Raw genomic sequence first — 22,344 nt, 5'->3', positions numbered from 1 at the left:
CGGTCAGCCGTCCGCCGCCGTCCCGACCAGCTCCACAGAAACCGCGACCGTCGGCCCACTTGCGGCCCGGTCCGCACCGTCCGCCCGGCGCGGCCGCCCACCGCGGCCCGGGCCACGGTGCAGCCGCGCCACCGCCGCCCGTACCTCCGCTGCGGGCGCCCGTTGCTGCGCAGCCACCACCTCCTCGGGCGTCACGCCCAAGTCCAACGCCGCCCGTTGGGCGTCGCCGCGTACCGCGGCCAGCACCGCGACCGCGACGTCGCACGCGGTGGCCGCCGCCGCCTGGCGCTGCGTCGCATCCGCAACCGCGCGCACCGCCGCCAACTCCCTGGCGTGCCGCTCACGCAGCTTCCCCACAATGTCGTTGGTCGCCTGACTTGCCATGCCTCGCAGCGTACGTCCAAGAGCGTTCATGGTGCCACCATTCTGAATAGTTCGTAGTGGATCTAAAATCCTGTTGCCCCCCTTTTCCCTGGCGCCCAGTGTCGCTGACGTGGCGTTTCTTGCTGATCGTCGCTGGTCACCTTCCCGTCTAGCACACAACCTTGCATTCACAATGTCGCTGGAGAGTGCGGCAGCGCCGTACGCTGAGGTCATGCTCTCCGTCACCAAGATTCATCCCGGTGCGGGAGTGAACTATCTGCTCGGACAGGTCGCACCAGGAAAGCACGATTTCCGGCCATCGCCGAACAATTCCGCGGTCGCCTACTTCACGGACAACAAGGCACACGGCGAGGCGCCGGGATGGTGGGCCGGGCAGGCGCAAGAATTGTTCGGCGTCGGCCCGATTGTGCAGCCGGAGGAATTGCAGCGGCTGATCGGCGAGGGCAAACACCCGCTAACCGGCAAGCAGCTCGGCCGGCTGTGGCGGCGGTTTCAGGCGCTCACCGACAGCCGCCGGGAGGAGCTCGCGGAGCAGGCACTGCAGGCGCTGCCGGACGATGCGACGCACGAGCAGCGGTTCAAGGTATGGCTGGACGTGTGGACGGCGCCGGAGCGGCGACCGGTGGCCGGGTTCGATGTGACCGTCTCGCCGGTGAAGTCGGTCAGCCTGTTGTGGGCGTTCGGCGACGACCGGGTCAAAGGTCAGGTGATGGCCGCACACCATCACGCGATCCGGGCGATGGTCGCGCACCTACGCCAGCACGCGGCGTTCACCCGGCTGGGCACCGACGGGGTGGCGCAGGTCGACACGGACGGGCTCGCCGTCGCCGTCTTCGACCACCGAATGAGCCGATCCAAGGACCCGCAGCTGCACTCCCATGTCGTCGTCTCGGCCAAGGTCGCAGTCACCGGAACGGACGGCGAGCAGCGATGGTTTGCGCTGGACGGTAAGGCGGTGTACCAGGCGAGCGTCAGCGCGCGGATCGTGTACGAGCGGGCCGTAGAGGTGGAGCTGGGGCGGCGGCTCGGGGTCCGGTTCGCGGCCCGGCCGGAATCCATGATCCGCGAGATCGTGGGAATCTCGCCGCGCGCGATCGTCGTGTATTCGAAGCGGCGGACTGCGATCGAGTCGCAGCTCGCGGCCGAGCCGTCGGCCGGCGAGGCCGGCCTGTCGATGCGGCGGTGGCGGCGCCTGGCGCAGGTAGCGACGCTGCGGACCCGGCTGCGCAAGAACGAGCCGGAGTCGACGTTCGACGCGGTGCGGCGGTGGCGGGCCGAAGACGCCCGCAACGGTCTGGACACGGCCGGGGAAGTCCGGGCGGTCGTCGCCGGCCGGATCCGCGACGCGACCGCCGAGATCGCCGCCCGGGCGGTGCTCCGCGCACGCCGCAACCTGCCGGCAGGCACGGTGCTGACCGAGGTCGACGTGGACGCAGTCGTCGTGAAACTCGGCGTTGACGAGGAGGAGCGTCGGGCAGAGATCCTCGCCGAGGCGGTGCGCCGCGACCCGCAGCTGGCGGTGGCTCGGGCGGTGCGGGACCTGTCCGCCGATCGAGCCGTGTTCGGCCTGGATCACCTCGAGCTCGCGATCGGCCGGGTCCTGCACATCAACCCGGGCGACGGCACCCGCGCGGACTGGTCTCGGGTGCATCGCCTCGCCGTGCACGCGACCAACCACTATTGGTTTGGGCTGCGGGTGCTGACCCCGCCCGCGCTCGTGGCCTGGGGGCCGACGCTGCTACGTACCAGTGACCGGCAGCCGATCTACACCCGGCACCGCCAGCTGCAACTGACCACCGAAGCGGTCCTCGACGACGAGCGGCAGGTCCTCGACTACGCCGCCCGGCTCGGCGCAACCCCCGCCCCCGCCGACCTGCTCGACCAGGTCGCCGCCGAGCTGCAGCTGTCCGACGACAAGCGGGCCGCGCTGGTCCACCTGCTCGGCGACGGCCACCGCGTCGCCGGCGTCATCGGGCCCGCCGGCAGCGGCAAGACCTACCTGCAGCGGGCGGTCGGGATCGTCGCGGCCCGCGCCGGCGTCCCGATACTCGGGCTGACGGTGTCGCAGAACGCCGCGGAAGTGCTCGCCGCCGAGGCCCGCAAAGACGGCGCACCCGGGTTCAGGACCGAGAACATCGCGATGTGGCTGCACGCGCAGCACACCCCGCCAAAGGACAGCCGGCCCGGCCACTGGGACTTCCAGCCCGGCCAGTGGCTGATCATCGACGAAGCCTCGCAGGTGTCCTCCACCGACCTGGCCGAGCTGGTAGGGCTGCTCGACGCGGTCGGCGGGAAGCTCATCCCGGTCGGCGACCTGGCGCAGATCTCCGCGATCGGCCCGGGCGGGCTGCTACGCCACCTCGCCGGGACCGGGCGCACCGTGGAACTTCGTGACCTCAGCCGCTTCCAGGAAGCGTGGGAAGGGCCGGCGTCGTTGCGGCTGCGGGTCGGGGACACCACCGTGCTGCGCGAGTACGACCAGCGCGGCCGGATCGTCGTCGGCACCGACGAACACCTCACCGAACGCCTCCTCGCCGGGTGGCTCGCCGACACCCTCGACGGCCGCGACGCGCTCATCCTCGTCGAGACCGAAGCCGAAGCCGCCGACCTCGCCGCCCAGGCCCGCGCCATGCTCGTCCGCGCCGGCGTCGTCGCCCGCGGCCGCCGGGTGGAGCTGCGCGACGGCACCAAAGCCTCCGTCGGCGACGTTGTCGTCACCCGCCACAACGACCGGCGGCTCACCACCGACACCGACCCGGACTTCTCCGTCGCCGCCGCGCTCGGGCTCGGCGACCGGCGTGCCGGGAAGTTCGTCGCCAACCGAGACCGGTGGACGGTCCTGCACGTCGGCGCGCACGGCGCGCTCCAGGTGCGCAACGTGCGCACCGGCGACGAGGTCGTGCTGCCCGCCGACTACGTCGCCGAGCACGTCCAGCTCGCCTACGCCTCGACCGTCGACGCCGCGCAAGGCCGCACCGTCGATGCCGCCCGCGCCCTCGTCCGCGACGGCATCACCCGCGCCAAGCTGTACGTGATGGCCACCCGCGGCAAGTGGCTCAACATGCTCTACGTCCTGACCAACCCAGAACCCGAGGAGCCGTACGGGGCCGAACCGCCGCTGTCTGGCACTGGCCTACTCGCCGAGGTCCTGCGTAGCGACGACAGCGACCGCACCGCCACCGAAACCGAGCAGATCCTTATCGCCGAGCACGACGCGCTGCACGTGTGGGCGCCGACGTTCGAGGACCTGCTCGGCCAGGCGCACGCCGCCCGGTACATCGCGATCGTCGCCCAGCTCGACCCCGCCGCCGGCGCTCGCCTACGTCAAGACCCGGCAATGGGCGTAGTGGCGTACAAGCTGCGCACGCTCGCCGACGCCGGCTACGACGACGTGCGCGTCCTCACCGAGACCGTCCGGCAGCGCGAACTGCACAGCGCCGACAGCGTCGCCCAGGTCCTCGCCTGGCGCCTCGACGACATCTTCACCGACCTGGTCCACGACCCGCGCCGCGCATTGGCCGCGAACCCGTCCCACACCTACGCCTCGCGGGTACCCGACCTCACCGGAGTCCATCGCGACGTCGACTCCGCGCTGCGGCAGGTCGCCGACATCGCCGACGCGCGCATCGCCGGCCTGGCCGAGCTCGCCGCCGAACGGCCACCCGCCTGGGCAACCGCGCTCGGCACTGTCCCGAACGCCGACGACCCGGACGGGCGGCGGGCATGGCTGGAGCGGGCGAAGGTCGTCATCGCCTACCGCGACCGCTACCAGCACACCAGCGACGAACCCATCGGCCCCGAACCATCCGAACGCAACATCACTCGGTGGACCGCCTGGCATCGCGCGCAACTCGGCCTCGGCACCGCCACCATCGCCGGTGAAGTCCGCGCCGCTGGCATCGCGCGCACCCGGAAGTTCCTCGCCGCGCTGCGCGACGCTGAAGCCCGCGAACCCGACTACGTCGCCGACGACCTGCGCACCGCCCACCTCGACCTGTTCGCGGCCCACGACGCCGTCAGCGAACTGCGCACCGAACTCGCCGTCGCCGAACACCACCCCGACCAGCCGCAGCCCGCGAGCACGCGACGGTGGTGGCGTGCTGGACCCGCAGCCACGACACCGACCGGCACCGGCCAGCATGTCGACCGGCTCCGGGCCGCGCTCGGCGCCGCTGTCCAGCACGTGCAGCACATGCACACCAGGGTCACGGACCTCGATCGCCGCCACGCGGAGTGGCTCGGCTGGTACCGCGAAACCCTGCCCGCCCGGTATGCGGCGTACCTCACCAACGCCGAACGGGCCCGCCGCCAGCAGCGGGTCCAGGGCACCACGAAGGCTGTCCTCGAACGCATCCACGCCACGACCGCCCGCGTCCGAGCCGTCGACGACACACGACCCGCACCACACGCGCGACCGATGCTCGAACAGATCGACGACGCCGCAGGCGCCGCCGCGAAACGGGTCACCGACCACGCCACCACCGCCGGCACACTCGACACCGACCCCGTCGACGAACCGGACCTAGGCTGATGGACACGGCTGCGACGCCCACGAAGTCGCCGAAGCCGGTAGCGCGACCGACGACTGCCCGCAACTGCTGCGCGCCACTGCACACCTCGCGCACGATATGCACCAGCCGCACCGAAGGAGACCATCCGATGGACCGGATCACGCTGCTCACCCAGACCCACCACGAACTCCTCGCCGCTGACGCCGATCGTCCGGCCATGTTTGGCGCCCTGCTCCTGGCCATCGACACCGCCACCGCGGCGGCGGACGCCGACCCGGACCACGCCGACACGTGGGACTTCTGCACGCTCGACCTGCGCGAAGCAGCCGTCCAGCTGCGACCTCAGCTCGGCGACTCCGTCGCCATCGCCCCGGATCTACCGCCGGTGGACCAGGTCGACGCGCGGCTCTCCAGCACACTGTGTGCCCTGCTCACTGTCCTCGCTCAGCGATACCGCGGCACCCCGGCAGGGCTGTCGCACGACCTTGACGTCGCCGTTGCGACCCAACTCGACCGCGCGGCCGCAGCATTGTCATGACGACGTACGGCGAACTGCTCGATCAGGCCATCGATGCGCTCGACGCCGCCACGGTCGCAATCGGCGCGGCTCCGCCGTCCGGCCTCGACGACCAGGTCCACATCGCGGTCGCCCGGGCGCAGTTGTATCGCAACTTGCACCAACAGGTCGTGCTCGTCGGCGCCGCCCCCATCAGCCTCCTCGCCAACGAGCTCGCGCACGCCACCGCCCGTACCGGCAACCTGGCCGACGGCATCGTCCTCACCGCGCCGTCCTCTCCGGTCGCCGTCGCCGTCGCCCGCGCCGCCGCAGTGGCCGAGGCCGCCACGGCGATCCTGGCCAGCCACCTCGCACCGCCAGCACCGACCATTCTGGCGCTCCCACCAGCACCAGCAGCTGCGGCCCTCCGCGAAGCCGGCCACGGCCGCCCGGCCGCGTTGCGCCGCATCGGCGACGTCGTGACCGCCGCAACCCGCCTCGACCATCGCCTCGGGGTCTGGCTGGCTCAGCACACCATCGTCGCCGCCGCCATCAGCGACGCCGACCGCACAACGACCAGCCGCCTACCGCAAGCTGCCGCCCGCACCGCCCGCGCCAAACAGCCGTCACCGCTGGATACCCTCCAAGCCAATACGGCCCTTGAGGTGCCGCACCGCCAGCGCAGCATCGACGACTTCGGCAGCGCGTTCGCGGCCCTCGACACCGCTCGCGGCTGGCTGCTGGACCACCGCGACCACCACACCGCGATCGATCTCACCACGCTCAGCGGGGTCGGACTGTCCCTGTCACACCAAGTCAGCTTCGCCCTGCGCCTGGCCGGCCACCCACTCCCGAAAGACGCCGTCGCGCACCTTACTCACCTATGGCGGCGCGCCGGTCGGCTCCTCGGGCAACTCCGCGATGTGCGCAACATCGACACCAGTCCGGAGATCAAGACGCTGCTGCAGGTCGAGCGATGGCTGCGTGGGCTCACTCGGCATGAACACGGTTGGCGGCTGCCTGAAGACCTCGTGCGCACCGACGCGGACGCTGACACCTGGCACAGCCTCGCCATCCAACTCGCCGCCCGCCTGCCCGACCTCGCGACCCTGCTCGACTACGGCAGCAACGCCGCGATCAGCCGCAATGCCCTGGCGCAGCTGTGGTGGCCCGGACCCCGTGAAGTACACGGCGTCTGGGTCAACCACCCCCTCTGGCAACGCGCCACCATCACCCGCGGACCCGGCAAGAACCTGGTCGAGACCACCCGGCTGCTGCGCGTGCCGAGCGAGTGGCCAGCCATCGCAACGAGCACCAGGCCATCACCAGGGCTCCAAGAAGTGCTCGATCGGCAGCCACCCGGGCGGCAAGGGCAACGCCCGACCTACCGGAACACCTTCGAAGCCGGTCGCCGGGCCGAGGCCATCACCAGCGACGTGCGGAACCTGCGCCGACGCGTCCGCGCGGCCACCTCCGCTACGCATGACGTGCCTGTCGCCGCGGCGCCCTCAACGGCGATTGCCGAACACGCGACAGACATCGCGCGGGCTGACTCACCTCGGCTCAACGAGCCGGACCTCGCCCCCTGACGCACGTACCTGCGACGGCCGCGTATCGGTCGGGCCGACCACGCAACGTGCAAGCCGGTACGCCGGCGGGCCGCAGCCACCGAGGCCCTGATGATCCTGGTGCTCCGTTCACGCTGGATCGCGGTGGCAATCCATGACCGGCGCACGGTCGGCTGCCATGCCCACGCCCCGGGACGAAACCCGTGTACGTGCGGCAAGGTAGCGATGCATCCTTGTGTGCACGGCTACGGAGAAGGCGATGAGGACGCGAATGCCAGCAAGAGCGGGTAACGACAGCGTGACGTCACGTGATCGGCGGCGGGTCATGCAGGCCGTCTACGACTGGTTTCGCGAACACGACCGCTGGCCGCTTTTCCAGGACATCGACCGCGCGTTGCGGACCCCGCGGGGCGCCGACCCGCTGCAGATCATTCGCGAGATCGAACCCGAACTGTTGCGCACGAGCGCGAGCCGCGGCATGTGGGTTGACGCTGAACACCGGATCTGGCTGACGGTGGTCGGTGTCGCCGAATGCGCTGGCAGCGATGTGGACGTCGCAACATTCCTCCGGGCGTTGCGTTGGATGGCGCTGTACGAGGCCAAGACAGCACCCCCGCCGGGGCAGATGACAGTTCTAGTCTCGCGGGCCAACCTGACCAAGGCGCTGCGGCTCAATCGCCGCGCCGCGGCGAGGCTGTTCCACCTGCTCGATGGGGAGCAGTGGGGTTCCAGGAGCCGATCCGGAGATGCTGACGCCGACTGGTCCTTCGGCGTTAACAGAGATGTCCGGTGGTTCAGTCGTGTCCACACCGTCGACGAGTTCCGCGCTGCAGGGGCGGCCTGGGCCGAGTCGCTCCGACCGGCACCACCGGCCGAACCGGCGCAGGTTTTCGAACCGGCGGCCGCCGCACCGCTGTCGTTGACGATCGATGAGCGGGTGCTCGACCGACTGGCTACGGCCACGACGGCCACGTGGGACTTCTCCAAGCTCGCCGCGCTGGCCCGGGAGCTCGACAGCGCGGCCCGGTCCGGGCACGTGTACTCAGCACTTGCACTCGTTCGAGCGATCCTCGATCACGTGCCGCCGCTGTTCGCCAGCACCACCTTCAAGGAGGTCGTCAATAACTACGGGTGGGGAAAGACGGACCGCAGGCACGTGATGCACCTGAGCAGCTTCCGCGATACGGCGGATGATGCCATGCACCGCCAGATCAGCCGCAGTCCGTGTGTGCTGGGCGTGGATGACCTACCGCGCCGGGCGGCCGTGAACCGTTTGTTGACAGTGTGCATCGAGCGGGCAGCCCACCCTTGAGATCAACGCCCAACCGAACGGTCGTGACGACCGCCCGAGGATGAAGGGCCGGAACAGCTGGCCCCGGTTCGGCGACGGCGTCAGCCGGTCGTGCCGGACCGGCGCACCCCTGCGCTGTCGCAGGTGGGTTAGTAGGCCGAGTGGCTCCCCTTGGTACGTACCGGAACCGCCGCGGCCGCGAAACCGTCGATGGTGTGATCACACCTCATGTCAAGCCGGCGAATTCGGCGCTCGACGACAGATACCTCGGTGGGCATGTCCCCGGCGGCGCCCAGAAGGTGCTGCTGCTCGTGTCGGGCTTCAACGGTCTGGCCCAGCGGATTTGGTGTCATCTCCGATCGCGGGGCCACCAGGTCACCGTCGAATTTGCCATCGACAACCAGACGATGATCGCCGCGGCGATCATGGCACAGCCTGACATCATCTTGTGCCCGTACCTCAAGGAGCGCGTACCCGAGGCGGTGTGGTCGCGCTGGCCGACGGTCGTCATCCATCCGGGGCCGGTCGGCGACCGCGGCCCGTCTTCGCTGGATTGGGCGATCAGCGACGGCGTCCCGGTGTGGGGCGTGACGGCGGTGCAGGCGGTGGAGGAGATGGACGCCGGCCCGGTGTGGGCGGACCGCACGTTCCGGATGCCGAGCGACACGCCGCGCAAGTCGAGCTTGTACGGCGGGGCGGTCGCCGACGCGGCGATAGAGTGCGTTGACGAGGTCCTCGCCAAGGCCGAACGGCGCGGCTTCCGGCCGGTCGATCTCGACGCGGCGCCGCGGCGGGTACCCGGCACCGGCCTGCGACCGCTCATGCGGCAGGCCGACCGGGCGTTTGGATGGGACGAGCCGGGGGCGTCGATTTTGCGCCGGATCCGCGCCGCGGACGGGTCGCCGGGCGTGCGGACGATCCTCGACGGCCGAGTCGTACACGTCTTCGACGCCGAACTGGCCGGGCGCCCGGTGTCCGGCCGGCCCGGAACGATCATCGGCCGCGATGATGAGGCCGTGCTGGTCGCGACCGGCGACCAGCACGGGTTGTGGATCGGCCGCGTGCAGCCAGTCGGTGCGGACAGCACCCGCGGGATCAAACTGCCGGTCGTCCAGGTGCTGCGCAACTCGGTCGCGTGCGTTCCCCGGCTGCGGGACCGGGCACGGATCCGGTACCGACGCCACGGCGCCCACATCGGGGAGTTGGTGTTCGAGCCGTACAACGGCGCGCTGGACGTGGACCGGTCGCGGCGGCTCGCCGGCGCCCTGCGCAAGGCGCTGGCCCAGGACACCCGTGTCCTGATCCTGCGCGGCGGGTTCGACGCGTGGTGTAACGGCATCGACGTGAATGCGATCGAGGCCGCCGATGACCCGGCGATGGCGGCGTGGGCCAGCATCCGGGCCATCAACGCGGTGTGCCGGTTGATCGCCCAGAACACCGGCCACATCATCATCGCCGGCGTGTCTGGCAACGCCGGGGCAGGCGGGGTCATGCTGCCGCTCGGCGCGGACATCGTCGCCGCCCGGAACGGCGTCGTGCTCAACCCGTTCTATGCGGACATGGGCCTGTTCGGCTCCGAGTTGCACACTCGGACACTCCCCCGGCGAGTTGGCGAGCAGGCCGCGCGTCGGCTGCTCGCGGACCGGCTCCCCGTCGACGCCGAGCAGGCCGCCGCGATTGGGCTCGTCGACGCGATTGGCCCGCGGTCCGAGCGGCAGTACATCGACTGGCTGCTTGACCTGGCCGTCGAGTACGCGCACGACGCCCGCTGGCGAACCGCGATCGCGGCGAAGCGAGCCGCCGCGGACGCGGAACCGCGCCCGATGACGTACTGGGAGACGCTGGAACTGGCGCAGATGGCTCCGGACATGTTCGACGACCGGCAGCAGTTCGCGCAGCGACGCAGCAACTTCGTGCACAAGGTCCGGCCGCAGCGCACACCGCCCCAGCTCGCCACTCACCGGACGCCGCGGTAGACGCCGATGGGCGTACGTCTGCGGCTGTCGCCCGGGTGCGCCGACCCCTGGCCAGCGCGCCGGTGCGTCCTCAAGTCCACCAGCGCCCGACGGCGGGTCTGGCTCCACGCCGGTGTGGCCCGGCCAGTCGGTGGCGCGGCGGCGAGGTGCCCCGCCGGGACTCGTGAACGGAGCGTCCGGTGAACCCACGGGCCACGCCGACCGCGTTCGTGGACGAGTCGTTCATTCACCGGGCGGGTCATCCAGGTGTGTATCTCCTCGCCGCGGTGCTGGTCGAGCCGGGTGAGGTAGAGCGGGCTGAGGAGGCGGCGCGGACTGCGGCCGGCTCATCCGAATTCCACGCGACCCGGCTGCACAGCCGCGGGCACATGGGCGTGGTTGAGGCGATGCTCGAGGCGGTCGCGCAGTGGGCGGGCTGGAACGTCGTGGTCGCGCACACCCCGATCGGCCCGCATCGGGAGGCGGCCCGGCAGAGTGCCCTGCAGCGGCTGCTGCGCTACCTGGACGGGCAGAAGGTCGGCGATGTCGTGCTGGACCGGCGTGCCGACACCGCCCAGATCGGTCTTGCGCAGCAGCGCGGTCAGCGGCTCGCCGATCCGGAGCACCGCGACCTGCGTACCTATCGGCATCTGGTGCGTGGCGGGGAGATCTCCAACCGGATGCGGCTGGTCCACCACGACGACACGACCCGGCCCGGTTTGTGGATGGCCGACGCGGTGGTCTGGTCGACCCGTCGGGCCCTCGCCGCCGACGAACCGCAATGGCTGTATCGGGTGATCGACGCAACCACGGTGCTGCACGCGCAGACCGGGACGGTCTTGACCGTCAGCGACGACGGGGCCGCTCTACCCGATGGTGATCGCGGCCCCCACAGGCGGGCCCAGCGAGACGAGGTCTCCGCCCAGCCCATGTTGTCGTCCCCTGCACCGTATCGCGTGGCGCGGCGCGGCCGCTATCCCGATTCGGTCGGTCGGTACATGGCGTCGATCCTGCAGCAGATCGCGGCGGCTACGGTGCCGGTACAGGCTGCACGGCTGGTCACCGAGGTACGTCAACTGCGAGCCGAGGTCGATCGGCTAACCCGCGCTGTCGCCGGCGGTGCCGTCCACGACGGCAGACTCGCGGATGGAGCGTCCAGGCTCGAGCACCCAATTGAGCACAACTCCGCAGGACGAGCGGTCGACGGCCCGGACCTGGGCTGACCGCCTGCCGACGTGCCACCGGTTCAGCTCAGCTCGACGCCGGCCGCGGCAGGATCGGCGGCTGGCGCCGCCTCGGCGGCCGATCCGGCGGTCGGCAGAGCGATCCCGGCGAACAGCGACCCCTGTACAGGCTCAGGATCGGCGGCACGGGCTTCCACCCGGCCCACGACGTCAGCACGGAGGCTACCGATACCGTCGCGCACCACGGCGGCATACTGCCGCTCCACGTGCCGGTCGAGCAGCTCATACAGGGCGGTCTCGCGGTGCAGCGCCGCCCGCCAGACCGGCTCGTCGGTCGGCGTGTTCACCGCGCGAAGCTCGGCATCGTTGCGCCGGACCACATCAGCGCCCGGCGCCAGGAGCGGGTTGAACCGGTCGCGGGTGTGCGGCTGCGCCGCCACCAGGGCCGCGACATCCACGGCGTAGCCCGCCGTCAGCTGATCGGTCTGCCGATCAAGCAGTAGCCAATGCGTAGCGTCCTTGCCCCCATCGCCGAGGTCGAGGCCCGCGAACAGCAGCCTGGCGATCGGAGTGGCAGCGTAGTGGCGCCACCCGGCCTGGTTCGCCTCGTCACGCTTGCCGCCGTCGTCGAGGCGCAGCAGGCCCCGCTCGAAGTAGATCGCGACGTAGCGGTCCCCGCCCCGGTAGCCGAGCAGTTCCCCCAGGACCGGCGGGGCCTCGGCGGGCAGCACGACCGGATCGCCAAGTTGCGGCGTAGGTACGTCAAGCGCCGTCATCGACGCGCCCGCGTGGGTGATGCGGCGGTTGCCACGCCGGAGGCGATCGCAGGTCCCGCTGTCGCCCGGGCAAGGCGGCGCGGAGCGGGGAGGGGCCGGCGTCGGCGGGCTCGGTGTGGCGGCCGGCGTTTCCAGGGCGCCTCGGCTGCGGGGCGTACCGCGGGGTGCGGTTCAGGACGGCGCCGTTGCGGACGGCGGACGGCCGCGAAGGTCACACCGCTGGCGCCGACGATGGCCGGGACCACCACGAGCGGCCCAGCAGCGCCCAGAACGACAGCCGTCACCGCCGATGCGATGACCGCAGCCGCCGTGCGCCGCCAGGTCGGCAGGAGCACGATGCCGGCAGTCGCGCCGGCGAGGGTGACTGCGGCCAGGAGCACGGACAGGATTCGCAGCAGCGGGCCAACCCCGGTATGGGTACCAAGGCAGACAGCCGCGACGAGCATGGCGGCGGCCGCCTGGATGAGCAGGTTCCGACGCGACCGGCCCGCCGGGTCGCCCGGCGTGGTCAGCCACGCAGGGAGCGCGCCGCGGCGGGCGAGCGCGTCGCCGAGCCGGATCGCGCCGGCGACGAAGGTGATTCCGGCGCCGCAGGTCAGGAGCAACGCGACGACGGCCGCCGCGGGCCCGGCGGCCGCGCCGATCCCATGATGCAGCAACGCGATGAACGGCGCAGGCGTGGTGGCCGCGGTCGGGCCGAGCACCCCGACGGTCACCGTGGCGAGCCCGAGATAGAGCACGCCGACGATGACGACCGCAGCGGCCGCGACCCTCGGCAGGGTACGGGCGGGCCGCGCGACGCCGTCAGTGAGATGCCCGCACGCCTCCCATCCCGAGAACGCGATGAAAAGTACCGCCGCGGCCCGACCGACCGGGACTGGTCCGGCGGGCAGCAGCGGATGGAGGTTGACCGCGTCGACGTGCGGGGATGCGGTGATTGCCGCGGTGCTCAGCATCGCCACGAGCGCGCCGACGACGCCGAGCTGCAGCCGGCCGGAAGTGTGCAGCCCGAACACGTTGGCCGCGAAAATCGCGGTCAGGATGCCGCCGGCCACGGCTAGGCCCGCGGGTCGTCCGGCGCCGAGCGCGGTGGCCGCGTACTGCCCGCCGATCAGCGCCGCGGCGCATGCGGCGATCGGCGTCGCACAGTAGAAGCACCAGCCGACCATCGCGAACGCGCGGCGCCCGAACGCGAGCTCGGCCAACCCGGCGATACCGGCGGCCTGTCGGTGCCGTATTGCAAGGGCCGTGAAGGTCGCCGCCAACGGCACGCTCGCGGCGACCAGCACCGCCCAAGCGAGCAGCGATCCCGGGCCGGCAACCTCCGCTGCAAGGGCGGGCAGCGTCAGCACGCCTGGACCGAGCAGGGCCCCCACGTATAGCGCCGTCGCGTGGGCGAAGCCAAGCCGGCGGGGCACCTGGCTCGTCATCGGCTGGCCCCGATCCTCACATAAAGATCGTTTCTCGGTGGCGGCCCGCCAGGCGAGGCGGCAAGGGGTACCGGGGCGTGCCACGAGCTATCCAGGCGTGGACGAGACGCATCGCGGTGCGCGCGGCGCGAAGACCGATGCACCGGCGAGGTCACGAGGAGCCGTGCCCGTACGGCACACGAAAAGTCGCAAGCCCTCGCCGGGCGGCGGTGCCATCATGACGATGTGATCGTGAACGTCGACCCGCAATGGAACGACCCGACCTCGTCATGGTGGGCGAAGGCCAACCGCGCGGGCGAGCACGTCGAGTCGTTGCGCCGCCAGGTCGACGCGTTCCGGGCCGCCGCCCCGTACTCGCTCACGCCCGAGCCGACCGACATACCCGACCAGCTCGCCTATCGGCTGCGACTCCATCAGCCCGTGCCCGTCGCCATCAACACCACGGTCGGCGATATCCTCAGCAACCTTCGGGCGTCCCTGGAGAGCCTCGCCTTCGAGGTCGCCAGGCTTGGCCACGGTGGAGTCCTGACGCCCGAGCAGGAAGAGACGTCGACGTTTCCCATCAAGGCCACGCCGGACAAGTTCGACGCCTTCTTCACCGGACGGCGGGCTGCCCTATACGACGACCGCGCCCGCAGCGCGTTCCGGCAGGTCCAGCCGTTCTTCCAAGACGAGCTGCTCCAGCAGAGCGGTACCCAGCTCGACGGCTCCTATGAGGACCACGCCCGCTTCCGGCCCCTATACCGGCTCGATCGCCTCTGGAACATTGACAAGCACCGGCGGCTGGCGATCGTCCGGTGGTGGCCAGACGTCATCTACTGGGGCAGCAACGGCCCGACCAACCGCCAGATGCTGCGCGGTGACGGCACCATGACGGACGGGTCGATCCTGTTCTACGTCCGCGGGCGTGACGAAGGCATGGGCGACCACGTCAACCACGAGTTCAACCTCGTCGTCAAGGACGACCCCGCCTTCACCGGCGGGGGAGCCACTGCCGATGTGGCGGATCTGATGGCCTCGTGGCATCGGCACATCGTCAACAGTGTGTTTCCGCCAGTGTTCACCACCATGTCCCAGCCATAGACGACCGCCCGCGGCACAGACGAGGACCACGAATGTCGAGCGACCCCAGCATCGCCGCGATGCGCCGCATGCACCAGCTCTGCACGGAGCAGGCGGACGACCTCCGCGCCACCATGGAACGCACCCAGGCAACCGCTGCATCTCCGGGCGCGCCAGCCAGCCGTGACCACGCACGGATCCTGTCCTGGACCCGCAGCGCCGACCGCCAGAACCTGTGGAGCCGCGCCGCCATCAATGGTCTGCACATGGCGGTGGCCGTCGCCGATCATGTCCGCGCGTTGAGCCTGCTCCTCACCGACCCGGCCGACGTGCCGATCTACACGCACGCGACCGTCGCCCGGGCCGCCGTCGAGTCGGCCGCCATGATCGCGCACTTGCTGGACGCCGCGGCGTCCAGCGAAGTGCGGTTTGCCCGAGGGGTGGCGTTGCTCATCGCCGACTCGGACGCGGCCCGCCGTGCCGCAGACCAGGTGCCCGCCATGGGGCCGATGCCGGCGCCCGGACCGGCGTGGGCCGACGCGCATCAGAAGTTCCTTGACCTGCTCGACCGGGCCAAGGTGAACGTCGTCAACGGCCGGGACGGAAAGCCGAAGGGCGTGAACGTCGAACCGGGAGGTGTGCATCAGTCCATCTCGGTCAAGGCCAGCGAGTTGGTCCGCAGCGCGTTCACCGACCTGCCTGCGGTCTACGCGATGCTGTCCGGCGTCACCCATGGCATGCCGTGGCGGCTGTCCGACAGCGTGGACATCGCTGACCGGCAGGCGCGCTGGAACGCGGACCCGGTCGATGTCGGCGGCTCTGTCATCGCGGCGCTCGCCGCCGCGCAACGGACCGCCGAGGTGCATGCCTGGTACCGCGGTCAGGACGACGATCCGGGACTCGGCCGGATGCGGCAGCGCTATCGCGCCGGCGACGATGTGCTCAAGCGACTCGCGCTCGGCCGCCGAGGTACGCCGCACGGGGTTCCGCTAACTGCATTCCGGATCACCGGTGGGGCGTGAGCTGGAAGACTCTGGCGCACTAGCTTCATGGCGCCCCGCGAGGACGAGCGCGGAGAGTGCTCACCATCGCGTTGCTAGTCACGAAAACGCGTGTCGTGACCAGTCCAGCCGATGACCTGCAGATCCTGGACGAGCCACTCATACGCCAGGGTGGTGGCGGGCCGATTCCGGTACAGCGGAATACTTCCGTTGCTGCTCGTGTTTGGCGCAAACACGGAACGTGGCCGGTCGGGTTCCGACTGAATCAACTGCCAGCGCCGATCTTTACCGCGGTCCGTCGCCAGTTCGAGGGCAACGTGTGGAGTGTCTGACCGCTTCCCGCGACCGCGTGGCTTCAGCACGAACAGCAACTCGTTATCTTGGTCGGCGTGGTCGTCGTCGTACCGCGTGACGATGCCCTCAACGTCGACCGGCAAGATGCCGTACAGGCCCAGTGCGGCACCGAAGCGGGGGAAGTTGAGCTCGACAAGTTCCCGGTATCCGACGATCGCATCGTGAATGACCGCGGTGAGGATGCTGTGCGTCAGTTCCGGCGAGTACCCCTCCCAAGCCCATTTCCGCGTGTTGTGATGTAGGTCGGGGGACGGCCAAGGCCGGGTCAGTTCCGATCCGGTCTGCGCCGCGAGTTCTGCCTCCAGCCACCGGACGTCGGCCGACTCTACAACGTGCCCACTCATGTCCCAGCGCGCGCTGACGGCGCCGTTGACGGTCACCATCATCTCGGCGACCTTCTGCCGGAGCGTTTCGAGCGCGATGGTGTCGACAAGCCAGTTGGTGCCGCCTCGCGTCGCAAGTTGGGCCAGCAACCACAGCCGTTCGGCGGCGAGTCTGGATGTCGAGGGCACTGGCAGCACGCCACGGCGGATCATCTCGGCGAGCGGAACTCGCAGCTTGCCTCGCGCCCAATGCCACCGGCCGAGGTGGCCATGGGGGAACGAGAACTGCTGCCGTCGGTTCCAGCCCGCCGCAATTGTGATCTCAGGCTCGCTGTCGGGGAGTTCAACCACCTCCGGCGGCGGTGTACTTTCGCGCGATTCTGCGACGGTGATCCAGTCTCCCTGGAGAAAGACGCCCCACTGCGTGAGCTTGTCGGCCCGATACCGAGCAAGCCGAGGCGCGAGCGGTTGCAGGCCGTCCAGGAGTGCTTGCTGCGCCTCGCGAAGCCAGCCACCGGCGACTACCGCCGCACCGCTGGCGGCGGCTTGGGGGCCCGATGGCTGGCTCGCGCCAATAACGGCAAGGACGTCGGCGCTGCTACTGATCGCAACGTCGACGCTCGAAGTGCGTTGCCCTGCCACCTCGTCCAGCACCCACGAGGCTGCGGCAGGGTTCGTCTGGGCAAGTCTGACCATGAGCCCCTCGCCCTGAACAAGATCAGCAGTCGCGATCGCGAATGCGATCGCATACCGCCACCTGGGAAACATGTCAGCGCTCGCGGCAACGTCCAACGCCACGATGCCCTCGGTGATTGCCTGCGCGCCAAAGTGCTGTTCGAAGACCGGCAGAGCGAATCTCAGTACCCCGTCCGCGTTGACAACGAGGTCAGTCTCCGTGAGCCGCCACACCTGCGCCTCGTTGCCGAACGATATCGCTGAGACTGGTGCGGGGCTGTCGAGGACGCGGCAGGCCAGCCGCGCAAGGTCCTGCCATGTCTGCGCCATTGCCGGACCGAGTCGTCGGCGCTCGATGATCGAGCGAGCCAATCCGGCCAGCAGAGCAGGCCGTGAAACGGTACCGCCCTGCCCAGTGCCGAGCCGGACGGCGAGGGCGTGCGCCAGCAGCGGGCTGGTCAGCAGCTCGGTCGTCTCATGCGTCCAGATGTTCCGTGGGAGTTCCGTGCCGAGGACCAGTCGGACGAGCTCGGCGCCGCGCTGTTCCGGCCACGGCGCCACACTGAGGGTCTCGTCGCTCCCCGCCACAACGCCTAGCCGAGAGGTCGCCAGAACCGCCAGATTGGGCCAGACCCGGACCAACTGCCGACCTTGGTTGAGCATGTAGTCGGCGTCCTGGTACCCAATACTGTCAAGGTCGTCAATAACGACGCGGCAGGGACGGTGGGGATCCCGTCCGAGTGCTGCGACAACCGCACTTTCGAGGCTGGCTCCAACCTCGCGAGCCGGCAGCCAAATCGGGATGTCCACCTCTGGATCCGTACGAGCGATGCGCAGCCACTCCTCCCACCAGCGGGCCGCCTGCTCCGTCTTGCCCGCCCCCATCGGGGCCACCAGGATGCGCACGCTGCCGGGCGGAACGTCCACGGTCGGTTCGTCAAGGCCCGCCATCCAGGTCAGCACCATCGGCAGCCGCTCCGGACCGACGCTCGGTTGCAATCTGACTTGGCGGCGGGCGGCATTCTGCCGGTCGGCAAGGTCCAAGGCGACGGTCCGGCTGCGCAGCCGTGGGGAGAACGGCACGAGCGCCCGGATACGCGCGAGCAGTCCCTGTCGATCACGATCGGCTTCACGTTGTTGCTGCACCGCATTCACGTAGCGGACCACGATCCCGACCACCACTGCACCGCCGGCAAGCACCCCGAGCGAGACGGCAAGATCGGCGGTGTAGAGGTTGACCAGCGCAGCGACAGAGGCGTCAGCAAGGCCACCAACCACGAGCCCATATACGGCGGCATTGCTGAGGCGGGCCATGGTCCCTCCGTCCACGTCGCCGGTCAGGCAGCCATCGGTGATCCGGAGCTGTCGCTTCGGCTACGGCAGCTTACGGCTATCGTGGCGCCTTGCTGGCGCGAGCCGTCCGCTTGCGCGACGCCGCCAGCGATCGGGCGCTGCCAGCGTCGGCGCGGCCGTCTTCGTCGCGGTGACGTTCCTGGTCGTGCTACACCTCGCTGTGATGGCCTACGTCGGCGCCATCGGCGTGTATCTGCTGCTGCTGCGCGAGCGGGTTCGGATCGCACCGGCGCTCATCGTCATGGGCACCAGGCTTAGCGGGCTGCTGGCCGCCGCCGTCCTAGTCTTCTGGATCGGCCTGACGTACGTCATGTGACGCGCTTGTGGACGGCAGGTCGGCGGCCAGGGTCTTGAAGTACCGCTGCGACGACCACGCTTCCCGGTTGCCGATGACGTAGAGGCGGCGCTTGGCCCGGCTGACGGCGACGTTGAGCAGGTTCGGGCGGCTCGCGGCCCACCGGCGGGCGCCGGGGCGGGCCGGGTTGCCACCGAGCACCAGGACGACCACGTCGGCCTGCTTGCCTTGGGCGGTGTGGACGGTGCCGGCGGTCAGGGCCGGATACCGCCGGGCCTGGCCGCCGATCTGGCGGGCGATGTCGCGGAACGGTCCGATGACCATCACCTCGGACATGTCGAGGCCGAGGTCGGCGAGCGCGCGGAGGATCCGGTCCAGCTGGCGGCCCTCATCCGGGATCCAGTGGCCCTGCGCGGTGGCGCCGACGACGTCGATCCACTTGGACTCGGGCAGCGTCGGATACCTGGCGTTGAAGCGTTCGCGAGCCGCGTCCCCGGTGCCGTTGATCATGAGGCCGTCGTAGGCGATGGTGTTGACGATGTCGAACATGGGCCGGTCGCAGCGCCGGTGCACGGTGAGCGGGACGCCGACCCAGGTCGTGTCGCCGTCGGCGGGAAGGTGGGTGCCCAGCGGGGTGAGGCGGTCGGCCAGGCGTTGCACGGAGGTGCGGCTGGTCAGCCACTGCTCGTCGACGCCGAGCTCGGTGCGGATGGCCTGTTCGGCCCGGAACGGCAGCGTGGTGATGGGCTCCAGCTGCAGGGGGTCGCCCACCACGACGGCGCGGCGGGTTCGCCACAGCGCCCCGACGGCGTTCTGTGGAGTCGCCTGGCCGGCCTCGTCGATGAGCAGCCAGCCCAGCGCCTCCTTGCCCAGGTGGCCGAACAGCCGGGCGTAAGAGGCGAAGGTGGTGGAGACCACGGGCACGACGAAGAACAGGCTCTGCCACGCGGCCAGCGCCGCGTCCTCGGCGATGTCGCGGGGCGCGTCGCCGCTCACGACGTCCATAGCCGCCTGCAGGTTACGGCGCAGCTCGGTGGCCGCGTGCCGCAGGAACGCCTTGTGCAGCGTGAGGGCGGCGAGGAACAGGTCGCTGCGGGCGGTGTTCCACTCCGGGTCCGTCCACAGCGCGGCCGGCTCGCGGCGCTCACGATCGGCCCACCAGGCGGTGTCCGGATAGTGCTTGCCCAGGGCGGCTGCGAACCCGGCAAGCCGGTCGTCGAGGGCGGCGAGCCGGCCTCGGGCGGCGTGCCGGCGGACTCGGCCGCGGCCAGGGCCCGGGCGGCCGCGGTGACCTCCTGGTCGGCGCGGGCCAGTTCCCGGCGCGCGGCCAGCAGGGGTTCGTGGGTGACGTTCGGGGTGGGCACCCCATCGGCCAGCAGGCGCGTCACCGCGGCCAGGTCGCGCTCGGCGTCCGCCACGGCGCGCCGGGCCGTGTCCACCTCACGTTGGGCCGCGTCCAGCCCGGCCTGCGCCGCGTCCAGCTCGCGCCGGGCGGCGTGCACCTCAGTATCCAGCCACTTGTCCTGCCGCGACCAGCGCCCGTTCGCCGCGCCCAAGGTCCGCAGCCACTCCCACCACCCCGGCCGGGACTGCTGGTGCGCGGCGCGGGCCTGCCAGCGCCGGCCAAGCTCGGCCTCCCACGATCGCACGGACCGCTCGGCGTTGGCCCGGCGCCCGCTGACGATCCGCTCGGCCTCGGCCTGGCGCTCGCCGGCGATCCGCTCGGCGGCGTCGCGGCGGCGCCGGGCGACCCGCTCGGCCTCGAGCCGGCGCTCCTGCGCGATGCGCTCGGCCTCCTCCGTCCGCTCGCGCTCGACGCGGACCGCGACGTCGCGCCGCCCGCGGGCGGTCTCGACCCGTTCGGCGGCGGCCGGCACCGCCGCGGCCAGGCGGGCCAGCTCGCGATCGAGCTCGGCCCGCTCCTCGACCGCGCGGTACGCATCGGACCGCTTGGCGCGGATGGCCTCCACCCGGGACTCGGCGGCGCGGAAGTCGGCCACGGCCTCGGACCATGGCCGCTCCGGCGCGGTCTGCTCGTAGGTCTTGAGCACGGACAGCAGCCCGGACCAGGCGTCTTCGTCCTGCTCGTCCGGGGTGTGGTACCAGAACGTGTTGACGAACCGGCCGCGGTTGGCCTTGTTGCCCAGTCGGGCCGCCACCAGCGCCCAGGCCCCGGGCGGTGACGGCGCGGCGCCCGGCGAGGGCGTCCGGGCCTCCGGTTCCGGCGCCAGCAGCGCACCGGCGATCGCGGGAAAGTAGTCCACCGCGGCTGCCTGCTCCCGCCAGAACTCGGCGATCGCGGCGGCGGCCGGGATCTCGTCGGTGACGTTCTGCACCGCGCCGTTGTTCGCCGAGGCGACCACGACCTCGAAGCCGGCCAGGTCCGACCGCCAGACGTTGACGACGCGGTTGTACTGGCCGGTCTTCCACCGCAGCTGCCGGCCGGTGAACGCCTGCCGCGGGTCGGGCAGCGCGGCCAGCCGCCGGGCCCGTTCCGCCACGAGCGCGGCGATGAGGTCGCGCAGCATCGTGGTCTTGCCGGTCCCGGGCGGCCCGTTGACCCCCATGATCCCGGCGCCGGTAAGGCCTAAGTGCCTGTTGGTAAAGGGGTCGGGCAGGTCGCTGACCGTGTTGGTGTCGGCTTGATCAACGTTCGGCGTGTCCTGCGGAGATGGAAGACGGGCCTTTGGTAGCAGAGGAGGTGACTAGCCAAACCCCTTCACCAAAAGCCCGCGGATGTCTTCATATCTGCTCGACGCGCTCGGCGCCAGTACCACCTGTCCCGGTTGTCTGTGTCGTGACCGGGTCCGCCGCTATCCCTCCGACCTGACCGATGCGCAGTGGAAGATCCTGCAACCGCACGCGCGGCAGGTGATGGACCAACTGCGCCGGGCCACCGGCCGCCCGATGGTGCACGACCTGCGCGCGGTGCTCGACGCGGTCGGCTACGTCGTGCGCAACGGTATCGAGTGGCGGGCACTGCCGATGGACTTCCCGCCCTGGGAAGCGGTGTACGCATTCTTCCAGCGCTGGAGCCAGCGCGGTCTGCCACAGCTCCTGGTCGACCGGCTCCGAGCCAGGCTGCGCACCGGCGTCGGACGCGAGGTCCAGCCGACCGCGGCGATCATGGACTCCCAGTCGGTCAAGGCCGCCGATACCGTCGGTGCCACCACCCGCGGCTTCGACAACGGCAAGAAGATCAACGGCCGGAAACGGCACATCGCCGTGGACACCGAAGGCTTCCTCCTCGCCGCCGTCGTCACGGCCGCGAACATCGGCGACCGAGCCGGGGCGAAACTGCTCATCATCACCCTGCTCAACACCTGCACCCGACTGCGGCTGCTCTGGGCGGACGCCGGCTACGACGGCAAGGCCTTCACCGCCTGGGCCCACGCGGTCGCCCGCATCACCGTGCAGGTAGTCAAACGCACCGAAGCGCACGTCTTCACCGTGCTGCCCCGCCGATGGGTCGTGGAACGCAGCCTCGCCTGGCTCCTGCGCTACCGACGTCTGGCCCGTGACTACGAACGCCGTCCCGACCACCACGAAGCCATGGTCTACTGGGCCACCATCTGGATCATGACCAGACGCCTCGCCCGCCGATCCACCGACCCACCCCTACAACGACGATGGGGCCAACCACGCCCACGAGTCAGCCCCACGCCAACACTCACGTAGACCCTTTA

Annotated in this window: 16 protein-coding genes; 10 read left to right on the top strand and 6 right to left on the bottom strand. The window is 70.6% G+C overall.

Going from position 1 to position 22,344, the window contains the following annotated elements:
* Positions 1-3 precede the first annotated feature (3 nt).
* On the bottom strand, positions 4-384 hold the full coding sequence (locus ABD901_RS34790; protein ID WP_345133480.1) for a hypothetical protein: 381 nt from the start codon (positions 382-384) through the stop codon (positions 4-6).
* Between the two features lie 211 nt (positions 385-595).
* On the opposite strand from ABD901_RS34790, the gene mobF reads away from it, so the two are divergent.
* The 6 genes from mobF to ABD901_RS34760 all read left to right on the top strand — a co-directional run bounded on the left by mobF (position 596) and on the right by ABD901_RS34760 (position 11,428).
* The gene (mobF, locus tag ABD901_RS34785; protein ID WP_345133478.1) at positions 596-4,915 is read left to right on the top strand and encodes a MobF family relaxase; all 4,320 of its coding nucleotides are present in this window, start codon (positions 596-598) and stop codon (positions 4,913-4,915) included.
* Between the two features lie 128 nt (positions 4,916-5,043).
* A complete protein-coding gene (locus ABD901_RS34780; protein ID WP_345133476.1) occupies positions 5,044-5,433 on the top strand; it encodes a hypothetical protein in 390 nt (129 codons plus the stop codon).
* Positions 5,430-6,980, top strand: a complete 1,551-nt coding sequence (locus ABD901_RS34775; RefSeq protein WP_345133474.1) for a hypothetical protein — start codon at positions 5,430-5,432, stop codon at positions 6,978-6,980. Before ABD901_RS34780 ends, ABD901_RS34775 begins: the two co-directional genes overlap by 4 nt.
* Positions 6,981-7,284: 304 nt before the next feature.
* Positions 7,285-8,271 (top strand): hypothetical protein, encoded by a 987-nt coding sequence (locus tag ABD901_RS34770; RefSeq protein ID WP_345133472.1) that lies wholly within the window; start codon positions 7,285-7,287, stop codon positions 8,269-8,271.
* 194 nt (positions 8,272-8,465) lie between these two features.
* A complete protein-coding gene (locus tag ABD901_RS34765; RefSeq protein ID WP_345133470.1) occupies positions 8,466-10,226 on the top strand; it encodes an enoyl-CoA hydratase-related protein in 1,761 nt (586 codons plus the stop codon).
* Between the two features lie 209 nt (positions 10,227-10,435).
* Positions 10,436-11,428, top strand: coding sequence for a hypothetical protein (locus ABD901_RS34760; protein ID WP_345133469.1), 993 nt, complete (start codon positions 10,436-10,438; stop codon positions 11,426-11,428).
* A 23-nt stretch (positions 11,429-11,451) separates the two neighbouring features.
* On the opposite strand, the gene ABD901_RS34755 is transcribed toward ABD901_RS34760, so the two are convergent.
* Together ABD901_RS34755 and ABD901_RS34750 are read right to left on the bottom strand one after the other, a co-directional pair.
* On the bottom strand, positions 11,452-12,120 hold the full coding sequence (locus ABD901_RS34755) for a hypothetical protein (RefSeq protein ID WP_345133467.1): 669 nt from the start codon (positions 12,118-12,120) through the stop codon (positions 11,452-11,454).
* Positions 12,121-12,161: 41 nt separating this feature from the next.
* Positions 12,162-13,679: an APC family permease gene (locus tag ABD901_RS34750; protein WP_345133465.1), complete on the bottom strand. Its 1,518-nt coding sequence runs from the start codon at positions 13,677-13,679 to the stop codon at positions 12,162-12,164.
* A 141-nt stretch (positions 13,680-13,820) separates the two neighbouring features.
* Here ABD901_RS34750 and ABD901_RS34745 point away from each other — a divergent pair, with 141 nt between their 5' ends.
* Positions 13,821-14,678: a hypothetical protein gene (locus ABD901_RS34745; protein ID WP_345133463.1), complete on the top strand. Its 858-nt coding sequence runs from the start codon at positions 13,821-13,823 to the stop codon at positions 14,676-14,678.
* Between the two features lie 32 nt (positions 14,679-14,710).
* Positions 14,711-15,679, top strand: coding sequence for a hypothetical protein (locus ABD901_RS34740; protein ID WP_345133461.1), 969 nt, complete (start codon positions 14,711-14,713; stop codon positions 15,677-15,679).
* Between the two features lie 74 nt (positions 15,680-15,753).
* Here the strand turns inward: ABD901_RS34740 and ABD901_RS34735 are convergent, their stop codons facing one another.
* Positions 15,754-18,324 (bottom strand): NACHT domain-containing protein, encoded by a 2,571-nt coding sequence (locus ABD901_RS34735; protein WP_345133459.1) that lies wholly within the window; start codon positions 18,322-18,324, stop codon positions 15,754-15,756.
* A 169-nt stretch (positions 18,325-18,493) separates the two neighbouring features.
* Between ABD901_RS34735 and ABD901_RS34730 the strand changes: the two genes are divergently transcribed.
* Positions 18,494-18,679 carry a hypothetical protein gene (locus ABD901_RS34730; RefSeq protein WP_345133457.1) on the top strand — a complete coding sequence of 62 codons (186 nt, stop codon included), beginning with the start codon at positions 18,494-18,496 and terminating at the stop codon, positions 18,677-18,679.
* Here ABD901_RS34730 and ABD901_RS34725 read toward each other — a convergent pair.
* Positions 18,644-19,663 carry a DEAD/DEAH box helicase gene (locus tag ABD901_RS34725; RefSeq protein WP_345133455.1) on the bottom strand — a complete coding sequence of 340 codons (1,020 nt, stop codon included), beginning with the start codon at positions 19,661-19,663 and terminating at the stop codon, positions 18,644-18,646. The genes ABD901_RS34730 and ABD901_RS34725 overlap by 36 nt on opposite strands.
* Positions 19,651-21,225, bottom strand: coding sequence for a DEAD/DEAH box helicase family protein (locus ABD901_RS34720; RefSeq protein ID WP_345133453.1), 1,575 nt, complete (start codon positions 21,223-21,225; stop codon positions 19,651-19,653). The genes ABD901_RS34725 and ABD901_RS34720 overlap by 13 nt, the downstream gene beginning before the upstream one ends.
* Before the next feature lie 169 nt (positions 21,226-21,394).
* Here ABD901_RS34720 and ABD901_RS34715 point away from each other — a divergent pair, with 169 nt between their 5' ends.
* A complete protein-coding gene (locus ABD901_RS34715) occupies positions 21,395-22,336 on the top strand; it encodes an IS5 family transposase (RefSeq protein WP_345133451.1) in 942 nt (313 codons plus the stop codon).
* Positions 22,337-22,344: the final 8 nt, after the last annotated feature.

The organism is Dactylosporangium darangshiense, from assembly GCF_039537565.1.
Classification (GTDB): Bacteria; Actinomycetota; Actinomycetes; order Mycobacteriales; family Micromonosporaceae; genus Dactylosporangium; species Dactylosporangium darangshiense.
The sequence above is the reverse complement of the archived record's forward strand: the minus strand, read 5'-3'. Positions and strand labels throughout refer to the sequence as shown.